Annotated in this window: 14 protein-coding genes; 10 read left to right on the top strand and 4 right to left on the bottom strand. The window is 62.0% G+C overall.

Going from position 1 to position 15,757, the window contains the following annotated elements; genetic code table 11:
- Position 1 precedes the first annotated feature (1 nt).
- Together HJB82_RS11815 and HJB82_RS11810 are read right to left on the bottom strand one after the other, a co-directional pair.
- The gene (locus HJB82_RS11815) at positions 2-1,210 is read right to left on the bottom strand and encodes an amidohydrolase/deacetylase family metallohydrolase (RefSeq protein WP_221115725.1); all 1,209 of its coding nucleotides are present in this window, start codon (positions 1,208-1,210) and stop codon (positions 2-4) included.
- A 205-nt stretch (positions 1,211-1,415) separates the two neighbouring features.
- Positions 1,416-2,285, bottom strand: coding sequence for a sigma-70 family RNA polymerase sigma factor (locus tag HJB82_RS11810; protein ID WP_221139988.1), 870 nt, complete (start codon positions 2,283-2,285; stop codon positions 1,416-1,418).
- A gap of 127 nt (positions 2,286-2,412) precedes the next feature.
- Here HJB82_RS11810 and HJB82_RS11805 point away from each other — a divergent pair, with 127 nt between their 5' ends.
- Complete coding sequence (locus tag HJB82_RS11805) at positions 2,413-2,871, top strand: carboxymuconolactone decarboxylase family protein (protein ID WP_221115724.1); 459 nt, start codon at positions 2,413-2,415, stop codon at positions 2,869-2,871.
- Positions 2,872-2,931: 60 nt separating this feature from the next.
- Here the strand turns inward: HJB82_RS11805 and rhaI are convergent, their stop codons facing one another.
- Positions 2,932-4,224 carry an L-rhamnose catabolism isomerase gene (gene rhaI / locus HJB82_RS11800; protein ID WP_221115687.1) on the bottom strand — a complete coding sequence of 431 codons (1,293 nt, stop codon included), beginning with the start codon at positions 4,222-4,224 and terminating at the stop codon, positions 2,932-2,934.
- Between the two features lie 194 nt (positions 4,225-4,418).
- Positions 4,419-6,515, bottom strand: coding sequence for a bifunctional rhamnulose-1-phosphate aldolase/short-chain dehydrogenase (locus tag HJB82_RS11795; RefSeq protein WP_221115686.1), 2,097 nt, complete (start codon positions 6,513-6,515; stop codon positions 4,419-4,421).
- A 197-nt stretch (positions 6,516-6,712) separates the two neighbouring features.
- Between HJB82_RS11795 and HJB82_RS11790 the strand changes: the two genes are divergently transcribed.
- The 9 genes from HJB82_RS11790 (at position 6,713) to HJB82_RS11750 (ending at position 15,680) form a co-directional block, all read left to right on the top strand.
- Entirely contained in the window at positions 6,713-7,525 is an 813-nt protein-coding gene (locus HJB82_RS11790; protein WP_207585610.1) for a DeoR/GlpR family DNA-binding transcription regulator, read from the top strand.
- A 46-nt stretch (positions 7,526-7,571) separates the two neighbouring features.
- Positions 7,572-8,567: a rhamnose ABC transporter substrate-binding protein gene (gene rhaS / locus HJB82_RS11785; protein WP_007627590.1), complete on the top strand. Its 996-nt coding sequence runs from the start codon at positions 7,572-7,574 to the stop codon at positions 8,565-8,567.
- Between the two features lie 74 nt (positions 8,568-8,641).
- Positions 8,642-10,177, top strand: coding sequence for a sugar ABC transporter ATP-binding protein (locus HJB82_RS11780; protein WP_221131890.1), 1,536 nt, complete (start codon positions 8,642-8,644; stop codon positions 10,175-10,177).
- A gap of 25 nt (positions 10,178-10,202) precedes the next feature.
- Positions 10,203-11,204, top strand: coding sequence for an ABC transporter permease (locus tag HJB82_RS11775; protein ID WP_221139987.1), 1,002 nt, complete (start codon positions 10,203-10,205; stop codon positions 11,202-11,204).
- Complete coding sequence (locus HJB82_RS11770) at positions 11,201-12,208, top strand: ABC transporter permease (protein WP_221131888.1); 1,008 nt, start codon at positions 11,201-11,203, stop codon at positions 12,206-12,208. The genes HJB82_RS11775 and HJB82_RS11770 overlap by 4 nt, the downstream gene beginning before the upstream one ends.
- Positions 12,205-12,525 carry an L-rhamnose mutarotase gene (gene rhaM, locus HJB82_RS11765; RefSeq protein WP_221139986.1) on the top strand — a complete coding sequence of 107 codons (321 nt, stop codon included), beginning with the start codon at positions 12,205-12,207 and terminating at the stop codon, positions 12,523-12,525. Before HJB82_RS11770 ends, rhaM begins: the two co-directional genes overlap by 4 nt.
- Positions 12,522-13,901, top strand: coding sequence for an FGGY-family carbohydrate kinase (locus HJB82_RS11760; RefSeq protein WP_221115682.1), 1,380 nt, complete (start codon positions 12,522-12,524; stop codon positions 13,899-13,901). The genes rhaM and HJB82_RS11760 overlap by 4 nt, the downstream gene beginning before the upstream one ends.
- Positions 13,902-13,990: 89 nt before the next feature.
- Positions 13,991-14,749, top strand: coding sequence for a fumarylacetoacetate hydrolase family protein (locus HJB82_RS11755; protein ID WP_221115681.1), 759 nt, complete (start codon positions 13,991-13,993; stop codon positions 14,747-14,749).
- Positions 14,750-14,900: 151 nt separating this feature from the next.
- Positions 14,901-15,680, top strand: coding sequence for an ABC transporter ATP-binding protein (locus tag HJB82_RS11750; protein ID WP_221131885.1), 780 nt, complete (start codon positions 14,901-14,903; stop codon positions 15,678-15,680).
- The last annotated feature ends 77 nt before the right edge of the window (positions 15,681-15,757 follow it).

Here is a 15,757-nt window from a genome sequence, read left to right as displayed (position 1 = left end):
CCTACCGGTAGGAGTAACCGTGGCTGTGGCGCACGAGCTTGCGTGCCCGCGGCACATAGCGGCCGGCGGTAAAAGCATCGGCGCCGATCACCGCATACCGCGGCTCGAACAGCTTGTTGAGGACGGAGACGTCGCCGTTGGAATCCGTCGCCTCAAGGTCGGAATCGACGAGGTCGAAAATCGTGAATTCAGCCTGCGCGCCGACCGAAAGCCGGTTCTCCATCGACAGCTTGATGACCGATGCCGGCGCGTGGGTGACGGCCTCCACCACCTTGTCGAAGGGCATGCCGACGCTGAGCAGCTTCGACATCGTCGTCGCCAGGTCCCAAACCGGGAAATTCATCGAATGGCCGTGCAGGTCGGTCGAGATCGAGAATGGCAGAAGCCCGCGCGCGATCGCCGCTTCCGCCACCTTGAAGGAGAAGGAGGCCCCGCCATGGCCGATGTCGAGGCGGATACCCTCGGAGGCGCAGCGCTCGGCGAGATTGAAGAGATCCTCGTCCTCCATAATGCTCGAGCCGGCCTTGCCGTTGAAGCAATGGGTGACGACGTCGCCGGGGCCGAGAATCTCCAGCACTTCGTCATAGAGCGCCGGCGGCTCGCCGACATGCACCATCATCGGCACTTTCAGGATCTTGGCGATCTTCTTGCCGAGCTTGACGGGGGTCACACCCCAGGAGCCGGTGATCACGTGGCTCGCACGTACCTTGATGCCGACGATGTGCTCGCTGTTTTCAGCATAGACTTCGAGGATGCGGTCGAGATCGATATCTCTTATATCCCTGAGTTCGGCGACGCGGTTGCAGGCGACGAGGCCGATCGAGCCGAGGTTCAGGAAGGCCTTGATGCGCTCACGCGCGGGCTCGATGATATATTCGCGGAAACCATGGAAGTTCGCCTCACCGGCCGAACCGGCGTCGACCAGCGTGGTGACGCCGCGCTCGACGCCGCATTCGGAGGGGCGGATGGAAATGTCGGTGCCGCCGTGCCAGATATGCACGTGAAGGTCGACCCAGCCCGGCGAGACGAAGGCGCCCTTGCCGTCGATGCGCGTCACATCCTCAGAGACCGCGAGCGACGGACCGATTTTGGCGATCCTGCCATCGGCATTGACGAGAATGTCGATCACCCCCTCGGCTGTGCCCGCGCCGAAAGCCATCGGTTTGACATTGGTGAGGAGAAGCGGCTTCTGAGGCTGGTCGCCGGACATGGTCATATTGCTGAATTCCATAGTTATGCTATATAAATCTTTATAATAGAATAAGGCTGAGGACGCCGCTGTCAAGGACAATGACGCGGGATCCGCCGCTGAGGAAACGTCGATGGCGCGCTCGTTCCAAAGCGCGCCAGTCGCGAAGATCCGGTAGTTCCAAAGCGCGCCTGTTCGCGAGGATCCGGCAAATCAGCGTTGATTTTCAATCCCGGAGGATCGAGTAGTCAAGCCGTTGGAGGTGATCCGGATCGGCAATGGCGTCGATCGCGGTGATCCTGCCGTCGGCGATCGTCAGCGCCACGACGACGCGGAGCTGGCCGGCGATCTGCACGACAAATCCGAGCTCGCCGTCGACAACGGCAATCTCTGCCGCCTGCGCCCGACCCTTGAAGGCTTCGGCTACCCCAACTGCGCCGCGCATTTCGCCAATGGTGCCGAATCGGGCCGCCGTCGCATCCGGCCGGAAGACGACATCGGGGGCAAGCACGGCAAGCAAGGCCTCAAGATCGCCATTGCGCGATGCCGTCAAGAAAGCCTCCGCGATCGTCCGCTTGCGGCCGAAATCAACATCCGGCGCTTCGTCTGCCCCTTGCACCCGGCGGCGGGCGCGGCTTGCAAGCTGACGGGCAGCGGCAGACGAGCGGCCGATGATCGGCGCGATCTCGTCGAAGGGCAGATCGAACATGTCGTGCAGCACGAAGGCGACACGTTCGGCGGGCGCCAGCGTCTGCAGCACGACGAGCAACGCCACGCCGACCGATTCGGCAAAGGCTGCATCGCGCTCCGGATCGTTTGCCGGATCGGCGATCGCGGCATAGACCGGCATCTCCAGCGGTTCCTCGCGGCGGGTCTTGCGCGTGCGCAGCATGTCGAGGCAGATTCGCGCCACCACCGTCGTCAGCCAGCCGCCGAGATTACCGACATCGGTCGTATCCGTACGGCTGAGCCGCAGCCAGGCCTCCTGGACGGCGTCTTCCGCCTCGCTGCGCGAGCCGAGCATGCGATAGGCAGCGGCCTTCAGATGCGCCCTGTTCGCCTCGAATTCGTCGGCCAGCCAGTTTTTCTCGTCCATTTGTCACATTCCTCCGCTGCGTTCCGTCAAGGCCATGACGAATGAAACCCGGCCGATGTGACAGCGTCGGCGGATCGTCGAAAAGTAAACCGCATCAAGGAGACATACCATGCAGGAAAAACCGGTTATGCAGGAGAGAATGGGAAATCCCGCCCTCGTCCTGCCCGAGGCCATGCAGGCGCTCGCTGCCCTCAGCAAAGTGCCGACCGAGACCGGCCTTTCACTGAGGCTGCTTGAACTCGTCAATCTGCGCGCCAGCCAGATCAACGGCTGCAGCGTCTGCGTCGACGGTCATCCTCGCATCGCAAAGAAACTTGGCGAGACGGATGAAAGGCTCTTTGCCGTCAGCGCCTGGCGCGACTCGCCCTATTTCAGCGACGCCGAACGCGCAGCCCTTTCGCTGACCGAGGCGGTGACCCGCGTCAGCGACCGCGCCGACCCGGTGCCTGACGATATCTGGGACGAGGCGACCCGGCATTATGACGGAAGGAGCCTTGCGGCACTCGTCATCGCCATCGCCAATATCAATTTCTGGAACCGGCTGAACATCGCCACCCGCCAGATCGCCGGCGCCTGGAAGCCGTAAACAGCAATTGCCGGCAGCGCGTCACCCCACGCTGCCGGCAAATCTATTCAGTTTAGACGCTCAGATGATGCCGCCGCCGCCGGCAGCGGAGGCCGGGCGCTCGGCAGCCACCTTCTTGCGGTAGCCGCTGGCGCGATAGGCGGCGATCGGTTCGATCGCGCCGCCGGCCCGGCGCCGGGCTTCGGCGAGGATCGGCTCGACATCGGCGCGATAGGCGCGCTTCAAGGTTTCCGACGCCATCAACGCATCATTGTCGTCCTGGTAGGCAGACAGCGCCTTGCGGTCGACGATCAGCGCCTGCGCATAGGCGCGGCGGATTTCGTTGGCGCTGTTGATCAGGCTCTCGATCGGGTCGGTGACATTGTGTGACTGATCGATCATATGAGCCGGGTTGAAGTCGTTGACGCCACGCTGCTCGGCATCGACCAGTTCATTGAAGACGAGGAACAGCCGGTAGGGATCGATCGCGCCGGCATCGAGATCGTCATCGCCATATTTTGAATCGTTAAAGTGGAAGCCGCCGAGCTTGCCGAACTGGATCAGCCGGGCGACGATCATCTCGATATTGGTGTTCGGTGCATGGTGGCCGAGATCGACGAGGCAATGGGCCTTCGGGCCGAGCGTCTGGGCGATAAGGTAATTGGTGCCCCAATCCTGGACGATCGTCGAATAGAAGGCCGGCTCATACATCTTGTGCTCGGAGAACAGCTTCCAATCGTCGGGCAGCGCTTTGTAAATGTCAGCCATCGAGGCGAGGTAACGTTCGAAAGCCTTGGTGAAATTGCTCTGGCCGGGGAAGTTCGAGCCGTCGCCGATCCAGACCGTCAGTGCCTTGGAGCCAAGCGCCTGTCCGATCTCGATGCATTCGAGATTGTGCTCGACCGCCTGCGCCCGCGTTGCCGCATCGGTATGGCTGAGCGAACCATATTTGTAGGAATGGGCCTGGCCCGGCGCATCGGAAAAGGTGTTCGAATTCATCGCATCGAAGCCGAGGCCGAGCGCATTGCCCCTGGCCTTCAATTCGCTCACATCCGCCTTGTCCCAGGGAATATGCAGCGAGACGTTCGGAGTCGCCTGCGTCAGTTGGTTGATGACGGCGCAATCGTCGAGCTTGTCGAAGATGCCGCGCGGCTCGCCGGTGCCGGGAAAGCGGGCAAACCGCGTGCCGCCGGTGCCGACACCCCAAGAGGGAACGGCGACGAAGAATTCCGCCACCCTGCGGGTAACCGCTTCGATATCGATGCCGCGGCGGTCGAGGTTCGCACCCAGCGCCTCGTAATCGGCTTTCAGTGCGGTTGCCCGCTTGTCGTTATCAGTTGCGACCAGATCCTGCGCGATCCTGAACTCGGCCATTTCTACCTCCCACATTTGTAATTGTTCCCCTTCTCCCCAGCGGGGAGAAGGTGGCCCGAAGGGTCGGATAAGGGGCGACACGGCATGACGCCCATAGTTCTTCGCTTCCCGCTCAGAACACGCAACGCTTCGCTCAGCGTCCCCCTCATCTGCCTGCCGGCATCTTCTCCCCGCTGGGGAGAAGAGACCAAGCCTTACCGCGTAAAACTCTGTACGTTGCCGGCATCGACGTTGATAATGTTGCCGGTCGATTTCGCCGAAAGGTCCGAGGCCAGGAAGTAGATCGCCTCGGCGATATCCTCCGGAAACACGTTCAGTTTTAGCATCGAACGCTTGCGGTAATGTTCCTCGAGATCGTCAACCTCGATCTTGGAGGAGGCGGCGCGCTGTTCGCGCCATTCGCCGCTCCAGATCTTCGAACCACGCAGCACCGCATCCGGGTTGACGGTGTTGACGCGGATGCCGGCATCGGCACCTTCCAGCGCCAAGCAACGGGCGAGATGGATTTCGGCAGCCTTTGCGGCGCAATAGGCAGACGCATTCGGCGAGGCGGCAAGGCCGTTTTTCGAGGCGACGAAGACGATGTTGCCGCCGAGCGCCTGACGGCGGAACAGGCGGAAGGCTTCGCGCGAAACCAGGAAATAGCCGGTCGCGAGAATATCGATATTGCGGTTCCACGTCGCAAGCTCGGTGGCTTCGATCGGCGCAGACGAGGCAATGCCGGCATTCGAGACGAGAATATCGATGCCGCCGAATTCGATGCAGGCTTCCGTGAAGGAGGCGATCACCGCATCTTCCTTGGTGACGTCGAGGCGAACGCTGCGCACCGCATCGGCGCCAAACTTCTCGACGAAATCGGCTTCGGTGCCCTCAAGCGCCGCCTGGTCGATATCGGCAAGCACCACGCAAGCGCCCTCGCCGACGAGACGTGCGGCCGTCGCCCGGCCGATACCGCCGGCGCCACCGGTGACGAAGGCCACCCGGCCGGCAAGACTCTTCGGCTTCGGCATGCGCTGCAGCTTGGCCTCTTCGAGCAACCAGTATTCGATATCGAAGGCTTCCTGTTCCGGCAGGCCCTGATATTCCGAGACCGTCGAGGCACCGCGCATGACGTTGATGGCGTTGACGTAGAATTCGCTGGCAATGCGGGCCGTCGCCTTGTCGCGGGCAAAGGACAGCATGCCGACGCCGGGAACGAGGAAGATGACCGGATTGGCGTCGCGCATGGCGGGCGAATTGTCATGCTTGCAGTCGTTATAATAGCGGGCGTAGTCGGCGCGGTAATCCTCCAGCGCCTGGTCGAGGCCGGCCACGATCGCTTCGACATCCGGCTTTTCAGGGTCGAAATCGACGATCAGCGGGCGGATCTTGGTGCGAAGGAAATGGTCCGGGCAACTGGTGCCAAGCGCGCCGAGCGGGCGCAGGTCCCGGGAATTGACGAATTCCAGCACGGCGTCCTGATCGTCGAAATGTCCGAGCTTGCGCTCCTGCTTGCCGATGCGACCGCGGATTTCCGGCATCAGCCGGGCGGCGATGGCGCGGCGCTCGGAGACGGCCAGGGTCTGGGCGACGGCACCGCCGAAAATCGTCTTGCCCTCGGTCTTTTCGGCAAACCAGACGATAGCCTTGTTGATGATATCGAGGGTCAGCTCGTAGCAGGCCTTGGCATCATCAGCCCAGGTGAACAGGCCGTGGCTTTCGAGCACGACACCCTTGGAATTCGGGTTGGCGGCGACGAAAGCGCCAAGGTCGAGGCCGAGTTGGAAGCCCGGGCGACGCCATGGCAGCCAGCCGATCTCGTCACCGAAGATCTGCTGCGTCAATTCTCTGGAATTCTTCGAGGCGGCAATCGCGATGATCGCATCGGGATGCATGTGGTCGACATGGGTGAAAGGCACGAAACCGTGCAGCGGCGTGTCGATCGAGGCGGCGCGGCCATTCAGGTTGAAGGTGCAGTGCGGCAGGAAACCGACCATGCGGTCTTCGTCTTCGACACCCTTGTAGATGCCTTTCAGCGATTCCAGCTTGTCCTGGTAGAGGGTGGCGAAACCGTCGAGCTTGATCGTGCCGACGTCGCCGCCCGAGCCCTTGACCCAGAGAACCTTCGCCTTGCCGCCGGTCAGCGGGTCGGTTTCCATCACCTTCGCCGAGGTGTTGCCGCCGCCGTAATTGGTGATGCGCTTGTCGGCGCCGAGCAGGTTGGAGCGATAGAGCAGCTTGCCGGGCTCATCAAGGCCTGCCGCATAAGCATCATCCCACCGGTTATCCAGAAGCCGGACGTTCGCCGCCATATCATCCTCCCATATAGGCTCGTGAGGCGCCGCGATCAGCGGGCCCTTTCGCTCACGGTATCGCGCATCAAAAGTGCGCTTGTCAATCGAAAACGATCATAATCGATTATGCTGCATCGCAATATGAAAATTTATGATCGTTTGTGATTGACAGGCATTAACGGATGCGAAATAAATATGACCAGAGGAGGAGCCCCATGCATGAACGCGAACGCCACCGCATTATCTTAAGCGCCGTTCAGGAAAAGTCCGTCGTGACGATCCAGGACATTTCCGAGCTGACGGAAGCTTCTGAAGCGACAATCCGGCGCGACATTGCGGCTCTTCATGTGCAGGGCAAGATCCGCCGCGTCCGCGGTGGTGCGGAGGCTGTGCATCCGCCGCAGCTCGGCAATCTTGCCGGCCGGCCCTTCCGGGTGTCAGAATCAGTCAACATCGATAAAAAACGTGCAATTGCCCGCGCAGCCGTCGAACTCTGCGAAGCCGGCGACGCCATCATTATCAATGGCGGCACGACCACCTTCCAGATGGTGCATTACATGGCCGGCCATCGCTTGCAGGTCATGACCAATTCTTTCGCGATCGCCGAACATCTGGTGAAGCATTCCAAAAACACGGTGACGGTGCCGGGCGGCGCGATCTATCGCGAGCAAAGCCTGATCCTGTCGCCTTTCGACAATGACGCGATCCGCAATTTTTATGCGCGGCGCATGTTCATCGGCGCCCAAGGCGTCGGCCCGCTTGGCATCATGGAGGCGGATGCGCTCATCATTCAGAGTGAGCAGAAGCTGATGCACCAGGCCGACGAACTCGTCGTCATGGCCGATTCAAGCAAATTCAATCGCCGGTCGAGCCTCATTCTCTGCGCGCTCGACCGCGTTTCTGTGATCATCACTGATGACGCGATTTCGGACGAGGCAGCTCGCATGGTCGAGAATGCCGGCGTCCGGCTCGTTGTCGCCAGCCCGGTGGCCCAGGGTGTGAGGGAGGATTCCTCGTCGGTCGCATGAGGCGCCGCCGAGGTGTGGAAGTCTAATCTTTAAGGGAGGAAAGTACATGAAACTCGCAAAGACACTTGCGCTCAGTGTAGCGCTCGCCGTCGCCATGATGGCCGGCACTGCAAGCGCCAAGGACATCAAGATCGGCCTGGTCGTGAAGTCGCTCGGCAACGGCTTCTTCGACGCCGCCAACAAGGGCGCCCAAGAAGCCGCCAAGGAACTCGGCGGCGTTGAGGTCATCTACACCGGTCCGACGTCGACGACGGCCGAAGGCCAAATCGAAGTCATCAACTCGCTGATCGCCCAGGGAGTCGACGCCATCGCCGTCTCGGCCAACGATCCCGATGCGCTCGTTCCGGCGCTGAAGAAGGCTGCTCAGCGCGGCATCAAGGTCATTTCCTGGGATTCCGGCGTCGCGCCGGAAGGCCGTATCCTGCAGCTGAACCCGTCGTCCAACGAGCTGATCGGCAAGATGTGCCTGACGCTCGTCAAGGACCACCTCGACGGCGGCAAGGGTGACTTCGCCATCCTGTCGGCAACGACCACCTCGACCAACCAGAACATCTGGATCGACCAGATGAAGAAGCAGCTCAAGGATTTCCCGGGCCTCAACCTCGTCACTACGGTTTACGGCGACGACCTCTCGGACAAGTCCTATCGTGAAGCCGAAGGCCTGCTGAAGTCGAACCCGAACGTCAAGGTCATCGTCGCTCCGACGACGGTCGGCGTTCTCGCCGCCTCCAAGGTCGTCGAAGACAAGGGCCTTGTCGGCAAGGTCTACGTCACCGGTCTCGGCCTGCCGTCCGAAATGGCCGGCGCGATCAAGTCGGGCGCCACCAAGGAATTCGCCATCTGGAACCCGATCGACCTCGGCTATTCCGCAGCCCAGATCGCCTATCACCTCGTCAAGGGTGACGCCGACGGCAAGCCGGGCAGCGAAATCACCGCCGGCCGCATGGGCAAGATCAAGATCGGCGACAACGGCGAAGCCGCCATGGCTGATCCCTTCGTCTACAATGCCTCGAACATCGACCAGTTCTCCAAGGTCTTCTGATCCAGAGCAAACACAGAAAAACCCGGCGGCCTTCAAGCCGCCGGGATTTCCCATTCGACACTGGTAGAAATCTGATGAACGCCGCCTTTCAACAAACCGCCACGGACAGCAAAACCGGCGATGCGCCCGCCATTCTGGAAATGCGCGGCATCTCCCAGATCTTTCCGGGCGTGAAGGCGCTCGACAATGTCAGCATCGCGCTCCACCCCGGCACGGTGACGGCGCTGATCGGCGAAAACGGCGCCGGCAAATCGACGCTCGTCAAGATCCTGACCGGCATCTACCGGCCGAACGAAGGCGAGATTTTGGTCGACGGCCGGCCAGTGACCTTTGCCAGCGCCCAGGCGGCGATCGATGCCGGCGTCACCGCCATCCATCAGGAAACCGTGCTTTTCGACGAGCTGACGGTTGCTGAAAACATCTTCCTCGGCCACGCGCCGCGCACGCGCCTTCGCACCATCGACTGGCAGGCGATGAACAGCCGCTCGAAGGCGCTGCTCATCGCGCTCGAAAGCAATATCGACCCGACGATCCGGCTCAAAGACCTCTCCATTGCGCAGCGCCACCTGGTGGCGATCGCCCGCGCTCTGTCGATCGAGGCCCGCATCGTCATCATGGACGAGCCGACGGCCGCTCTTTCCCGCAAGGAGATCGACGATCTCTTCCGCATCGTCCGGAGCCTGAAGGAACAGGGCAAGGCGATCCTCTTCATCAGCCACAAATTCGACGAGGTTTACGAAATCGCCGATGATTTCGTCGTCTTCCGCGACGGCCGCGCCATCGGCCAGGGCCGGCTCAAGGAAACGCCGCAGGACGAGATCGTCCGGATGATGGTCGGCCGCGACGTCGAGAACGCCTTTCCGAAGATCGATGTCGCTATCGGCGGCCCGGTTCTGGAGATCCGCAACTACAGCCATCGCACTGAATTCCGCGACATTTCCTTCACCCTGCGCAAGGGCGAGATTCTCGGCATATACGGTCTGATCGGCGCCGGCCGCTCGGAACTGTCGCAATCGTTGTTCGGCATCACCAGGCCGCTCTCCGGCACGATGATGCTCGAAGGCCGCGAGGTCTCGATCCATTCGCCGCAGGACGCGATCCGGGCCGGCATCGTCTACGTGCCGGAGGAGCGCGGCCGCCACGGGTTGGCGCTGCCGATGCCGATCTTCCAGAACATGACGCTGCCCTCACTCGCCCGCACCTCGCGCCGCGGCTTCCTGAGAGCGGCAGAAGAATTCGCGCTGGCGCGCAAATATGCCGAGCGGCTGGATCTGCGTGCCGCCGCCCTTTCCGTGCCGGTCGGCACGCTCTCCGGCGGCAATCAGCAGAAGGTGGTCATCGGCAAGTGGCTGGCGACGTCGCCGAAGGTCATTATCCTCGACGAACCGACCAAGGGCATCGACATCGGCTCGAAGGCCGCCGTGCACGGCTTTATCAGCGAACTCGCCGCCGAAGGCCTGTCGATCATCATGGTCTCGTCGGAACTGCCCGAGATCATCGGCATGTCGGACCGCGTTCTGGTGATGAAGGAAGGCCTGGCGGCCGGGATTTTCGAACGCGCCGAGCTGACGCCGGAAGCGCTAGTGCGCGCCGCCACCGGCAATGCATGAGGCCCACAATGCATAAGGCAAGAGCATGGCAAGACTGATCAGAAAACGCGAAACCCTGCTGTTCCTCATCATTGTGGTGATGATTGCGATCTTTTCGACGCGGGCTGCGGATTTCGCAACGCCGGACAATCTCGCCGGCATTTTCAACGATACCTCGATCCTGATCATCCTGGCGCTGGCGCAGATGACGGTCATCCTGACGAAGTCGATCGACCTGTCGGTTGCCGCTAACCTCGCCTTCACCGGCATGGCGATCGCGATGATGAATGCCGCCTATCCCGATCTGCCGCTCGTCGTACTGATCCTTGCGGCGATCGTCATCGGCGCCTGTCTCGGCGCCATCAACGGCTTTCTCGTCTGGGCGCTGGAAATCCCGCCGATCGTCGTCACACTCGGCACGCTGACCATCTATCGCGGCATGGCCTTCGTGCTCTCGGGCGGGGCGTGGGTCAATGCCCACCAGATGACGCCGGTCTTCCTGTCGGTGCCGCGCACGCCGATCCTCGGCCTGCCCGTCCTCGGCTGGGTCGGCATCATCATCGTACTGTTGATGTATGTGCTGCTCAGATATACCCAGTTCGGCCGCTCGGCCTATGCAACCGGCGGCAATCCGACCGCGGCCGTCTATGCCGGCATCGATACCGGCTGGACCAAATTCCTCGCCTTCGTCCTGTCAGGCGCGCTCGCCGGGCTTTCAAGCTATCTCTGGGTGTCGCGCTATGCCGTCGCCTATGTCGATATCGCAAGCGGTTTTGAGCTCGACAGCGTCGCGGCCTGCGTCATCGGCGGCATCTCGATTGCCGGCGGCGTCGGCTCGGTCGCCGGCACCGTGCTCGGCGCACTCTTCCTCGGCGTCATCAAGAACGCGCTGCCGGTCATCGGCATTTCACCCTTCACCCAGATGGCGATCTCCGGAACCGTCATCATTCTCGCCGTCGCCTTCAACGCCAGGCGCGAGCGCAACCGCGGCCGCATCATCCTGCGCGACCGCGCCGCAGCCGAGATCAGAACGGAGGTCGCAGCATGAGCACCGTGCCCACACGCGAAAAGCGGGTCATCCCCGATCGTCTCGGCACGCCCTTCCGCCGCATCGCCGCCAGCTGGGAAGTGCTGCTCTTTGCCGTCGCGATCCTGATCTTCATCTTCAATTCCCTGGCTTCGCCCTATTTCCTCGACGCCTGGAACCTTTCGGACGCCACCTTCAACTTCACAGAAAAGGCAATGATCGCCTTTGCCATGGCGCTGCTCGTCATATCGGGCGAGATCGACCTCTCGGTCGCCGCGATTATCGCGCTCGCCTCGACGGCGATGGGGGCGGCAGCGCAAGCCGGCATCGGCACACCGGGCCTGGTTCTGATCGGCATCGGCACCGGCCTTGCCTGCGGCACCTTTAACGGCGTGCTGGTCTCGGTACTGAAACTGCCGTCGATCGTCGTCACCATCGGCACGATGAGCCTTTTCCGCGGCATTTCCTATATCGTGCTTGGCGACCAAGCCTATGGCAAATACCCCGCCGACTTCGCCTATTTCGGCCAGGGCTACGTCGTCTGGGTATTCTCCTTCGAATTCGTGCTGTTCTTCGTGCTGGCGATCCTGTTCGCCATCCTGCTGCACGCGACGAATTTCGGCCGGCAGGTCTATGCGATCGGCAACAATGATTTCGCTGCCCGCTTCTCCGGCATCCCGGTCGAGCGCGTCAAATTCATCCTTTTCCTGCTAACCGGCGTCATGAGCGGTGTCGCCTCCATCTGCCTCACCTCACGCCTCGGCTCGACCCGGCCGTCGATCGCCCAAGGCTGGGAGCTCGAAGTCGTCACCATGGTCGTGCTCGGCGGCATCTCGATCCTCGGCGGCTCCGGCACGATCGGCGGCGTCGTCATCGCCGCCTTCGTCATGGGCCTCGTCACCTTCGGCCTTGGCCTGTTGAACGTGCCCGGCATCGTCATGTCGATCTTCATCGGCCTGCTTTTGATCATTACCATCGCCATCCCGATCATCGCCCGCCGCGTCAAGCTCATGAGCTCCCGATGACCAGAGAAAAACACGCCTTCCAGATGCAGCTCAATCCCGGCATGGAAGCCGAATACCGCAAGCGACATGACGAAATCTGGCCGGAATTGGTCGATCTCCTGCATAGGTCGGGCGCCAGCGACTATTCCATCCATCTTGACCGCGAGACCAACACGCTGTTTGGCGTGTTGACGCGGCCCGCCGATCACACCATGGCAAGCCTGCCGGAGCATCCGGTCATGAAGAAATGGTGGGCGCACATGGCCGATATCATGGCGACCAACCCGGACAATTCGCCGGTGCAAAGCGACCTCGTCACGCTCTTCCATATGCCATGAACGCCACCTCCTATCGCCGCATCGCCGTACTCGACATCGGCAAGACCAATGCCAAGGTCGTCGTGCTCGACAGCGAAACCGGCGCCGAGATCGCCGTCCTGAAGCGCCCGAACATCGCGATCAAAACCGGTCCCTACCCGCATTACGACATTGAGGCGCTTTGGTCCTTTGCGCTCGATGCGCTGAAGAGGCTTGCGGGGGAAACGGGTTTCGATGCCATCTCGGTCACCACCCATGGCGCCGCCGCCGCGCTGCTTGGCGGGGACGGCACGCTCGCCATGCCTGTGATCGACTACGAACACGAATATCCGCAGGAAATTCGTGATGCCTATACGGCCTTGCGTCCCGCCTTCGACGAAACCTTCTCCCCACGCCTCGCGATGGGCCTCAATATCGGCGCGCAGCTGCACCATCAGAAGACCGCCTTTCCCGAGGAATTCGCCAGGGTGGCCACCATCCTCACCTATGCGCAATATTGGACGGCGCGGCTGACCGGTATCGCCGCCAATGAGCTGACCTCGCTCGGCTGCCATACCGACCTCTGGAACCCGAAGGCCGGCGACTATTCCTCGCTGGTCGACAGGCTCGGCATTCGCGCGCTGATGGCGCCGATCCGCTCCGCCTTCGATGCGCTCGGCCCGGTCCTGCCCGAGATCGCCACCGAGCTCGGCCTTGCAGCACCCGTGCCGGTCTATTGCGGCATTCACGATTCCAATGCCTCGCTGCTGCCGCATCTGGTCCATCGGGAAGCACCCTTCGCCGTCGTCTCCACAGGCACCTGGGTCATCAATTTCGGCGTCGGCGGCGACCTCGATCATCTCGATCAAAAACGCGACGCGCTCGCCAATGTCGATGCCTATGGCCGGGCCGTTCCCTCCTCGCGTTTCATGGGCGGGCGGGAATTCGAAATCCTTTCGGCCGAGATCGGTCCTGTCGACGAAAAGGCGGCCCAGGCGGCGATCGGCCCTGTCATCGGTAAAGGCATGATGCTGTTGCCCAATATCGGCCCCGGTTCCGGGCCGTTTCCGGGAAAGGTGAGCCGCTGGATCGGCGCCGAGCAGGCAAGCCGCGAGGAGCGTTATGCCACGGCCTGCCTCTATCTCGCTTTGATGACCGATGCCTGCCTCGGGCTGATTGGCGCCAAAGGCCCCGTCATCGTCGAAGGGCCTTTTGCCCTGAACGAGACCTATCTCAAGCTGCTTGCCGCCCTTACCGGCCGCGAGGTCATGGCCGTTCCTGGTACAACCGGCACCAGCCAGGGCGCGGCCCTCCTCACCGGCATCCGGCCGTTATCGGGTGCCGAGACGCATGTTCCGCCGACCGAGATCCCAGGGCTCTCGGCGTATCGCGATCACTGGTACGCGGCGATGGAATAAGAGTCTTTCCAAATACGGCCCAAGAACGGTCTTGCTCGCCCCTGCCTTGCGGTTAGTGTGCCCCTCGAAAACCAAGTCGAGGAGACAGCATGACAGAGACATTCGATCCGCGCGGGCTCGCAGTCAGGTTTCACAGCCTGCGCCAGGCCGGCAGGCAGGAGGAAACCGGCAGTTTCACCCTGCCGGCCGATCTGCATCAGGCGATGGAAGCGCAGAATTTCCTTGCCGCCGCAGATGGCATCTCCAGCAATGCCTGGAAAGTGACGGTCTCGCCGCAGGGCCAGGCGGTTACTGCTCCCCTGCATCCCTATGCCGAGGCTGCCGCCGGCGCCAGCATCCCCTGGTATCCGGGCCTGAAATTCGAGACCGAGATCGCCGTCCGTCTCGGCAAGGACCTGCCGATCCGCCCGGGTGCTCCCTACAGCCGCGCCGACGTGGTCGAAGCGATCTCCGCTGCCTATCTCGGCGCCGAACTGCTGGTCAGCGCCCTCAGGGAAAGCGGCGGCGTTTCCTTCCTGCTGTTCGTCGCCGACCGGCTCGGCAATAGCGGTTATGTGCTCGGCCCGAAGCTCGAAAAAAGCTTTGTCGACAAAGCCGGTGGCACGCCGCTCAAGGTCACCCATGCCGGCCGCACGATCTATGATGGCCCGGCGCAGCATCCGAAGGGCGACGTTCTCACCTGGCTCGTCGATTACGCCAATGATGGCTTGCGCCCAGAGACATCGCTGAAGGCAGGCGCGCTGATCACGACCGGCACGTTGAGCGGCGCGGTCGAACTGACCGAACCCGGCGAGATCGATATCCTGTTCGGCGACAGCAGGCTAAGTTTCTCGGTGTCGAAGTGTTGATTTGAAGCCCACGGGAGGATGTCACCGCATCCGGTCGGCGCGCGGAACCGTGTCGGACAGAAAGCATAAGTTGACAATTCAGGTTAAGTTTTGCAGGGAAAGGGAGGGCTTGCCCTCTCGAACCCGTGCGACACCGAACCCGGAGCAGACCATGCCTTCGCCTTTCCTTGACCTGTCGGGAGTCGATTATGCCATCGGGCCGAAATCCATCTTGCATGGCATCGACCTGACGCTCGAGCAGGGCCGCATCTACGGTCTGGTGGGGCCGAACGGTTCCGGCAAGAGCACGCTTTTGAAGATCATCGCCCGCCAGGTCGCGCCGAAATCCGGCGCCATCGCCTTCAACGGCAAACGGGCGGGCGATTGGGGCGCCCGGGAATTTGCCCGGCACGTCGCCTACATGCCGCAATTCACGCCGGCGACCGACGGCATGACCGTGCGGGAACTCGTGGCGCTCGGCCGTTTTCCCTGGCACGGCACGCTTGGCCGCTTCACCGCGACGGATCGCAACATGGTCGAGGAGGCAATTGCCCGCACCGAGCTTGACGATTTTGCCGATCGTCTCGTCGCCAACATGTCCGGCGGCGAGCGCCAGCGTGCCTGGATCGCCATGATGCTCGCCCAGGACGCCCGCTGCCTGTTACTCGACGAGCCGACCTCGGCGCTCGACCTTGCCCATCAGGCAAGCGTCCTCTCGCTGGTGCAGGAACTCAGCCATGAACGCGGGCTGACCGTCATCATCGTGTTGCACGACATCAACCTTGCCGCACGCTACTGCGACGCGATCATCGCGCTCAATCGCGGCCGGATCACCGCCGAGGGCACGCCCATGGAGATCATGCAGGCCGAGACGCTGCAGTCGATTTTCGGCGTCGGTATGGGTGTCTTTCCCCATCCGGTTCGAAACGAGCCGGTCAGCTATCTCTTATAAAGCAATTCCAGGAAAAGTGCGAAGCGGTTTTCCGTCCGGAATTGCGTTAAAACAAAAGGTTAGAGTGGTTCTGCGCT

It is taken from the genome of Rhizobium sp. NZLR10, assembly GCF_019685125.1.
Lineage (GTDB): Bacteria > Pseudomonadota > Alphaproteobacteria > Rhizobiales > Rhizobiaceae > Rhizobium.
Note: the sequence above shows the minus strand (reverse complement) of the source record. Positions and strands in the feature narration are given on the sequence as shown.

Excerpts from the sequence above, each read along its gene's own strand:
- HJB82_RS11755 (WP_221115681.1), top strand. The coding sequence starts at position 13,991 with ATGACAGAGACATTCGATCCGCGCGGGCTCGCAGTCAGGTTTCACAGC.
- HJB82_RS11770 (WP_221131888.1), top strand. The coding sequence starts at position 11,201 with ATGAGCACCGTGCCCACACGCGAAAAGCGGGTCATCCCCGATCGTCTC.
- HJB82_RS11795 (WP_221115686.1), bottom strand. The coding sequence starts at position 6,515 with ATGGCGGCGAACGTCCGGCTTCTGGATAACCGGTGGGATGATGCTTAT.
- HJB82_RS11810 (WP_221139988.1), bottom strand. The coding sequence starts at position 2,285 with ATGGACGAGAAAAACTGGCTGGCCGACGAATTCGAGGCGAACAGGGCG.
- HJB82_RS11815 (WP_221115725.1), bottom strand. The coding sequence starts at position 1,210 with ATGTCCGGCGACCAGCCTCAGAAGCCGCTTCTCCTCACCAATGTCAAA.
- rhaI (WP_221115687.1), bottom strand. The coding sequence starts at position 4,224 with ATGGCCGAGTTCAGGATCGCGCAGGATCTGGTCGCAACTGATAACGAC.
- HJB82_RS11750 (WP_221131885.1), top strand. The coding sequence starts at position 14,901 with ATGCCTTCGCCTTTCCTTGACCTGTCGGGAGTCGATTATGCCATCGGG.
- rhaM (WP_221139986.1), top strand. The coding sequence starts at position 12,205 with ATGACCAGAGAAAAACACGCCTTCCAGATGCAGCTCAATCCCGGCATG.
- HJB82_RS11760 (WP_221115682.1), top strand. The coding sequence starts at position 12,522 with ATGAACGCCACCTCCTATCGCCGCATCGCCGTACTCGACATCGGCAAG.
- HJB82_RS11775 (WP_221139987.1), top strand. The coding sequence starts at position 10,203 with ATGGCAAGACTGATCAGAAAACGCGAAACCCTGCTGTTCCTCATCATT.
- HJB82_RS11805 (WP_221115724.1), top strand. The coding sequence starts at position 2,413 with ATGCAGGAGAGAATGGGAAATCCCGCCCTCGTCCTGCCCGAGGCCATG.
- HJB82_RS11780 (WP_221131890.1), top strand. The coding sequence starts at position 8,642 with ATGAACGCCGCCTTTCAACAAACCGCCACGGACAGCAAAACCGGCGAT.
- rhaS (WP_007627590.1), top strand. The coding sequence starts at position 7,572 with ATGAAACTCGCAAAGACACTTGCGCTCAGTGTAGCGCTCGCCGTCGCC.
- HJB82_RS11790 (WP_207585610.1), top strand. The coding sequence starts at position 6,713 with ATGCATGAACGCGAACGCCACCGCATTATCTTAAGCGCCGTTCAGGAA.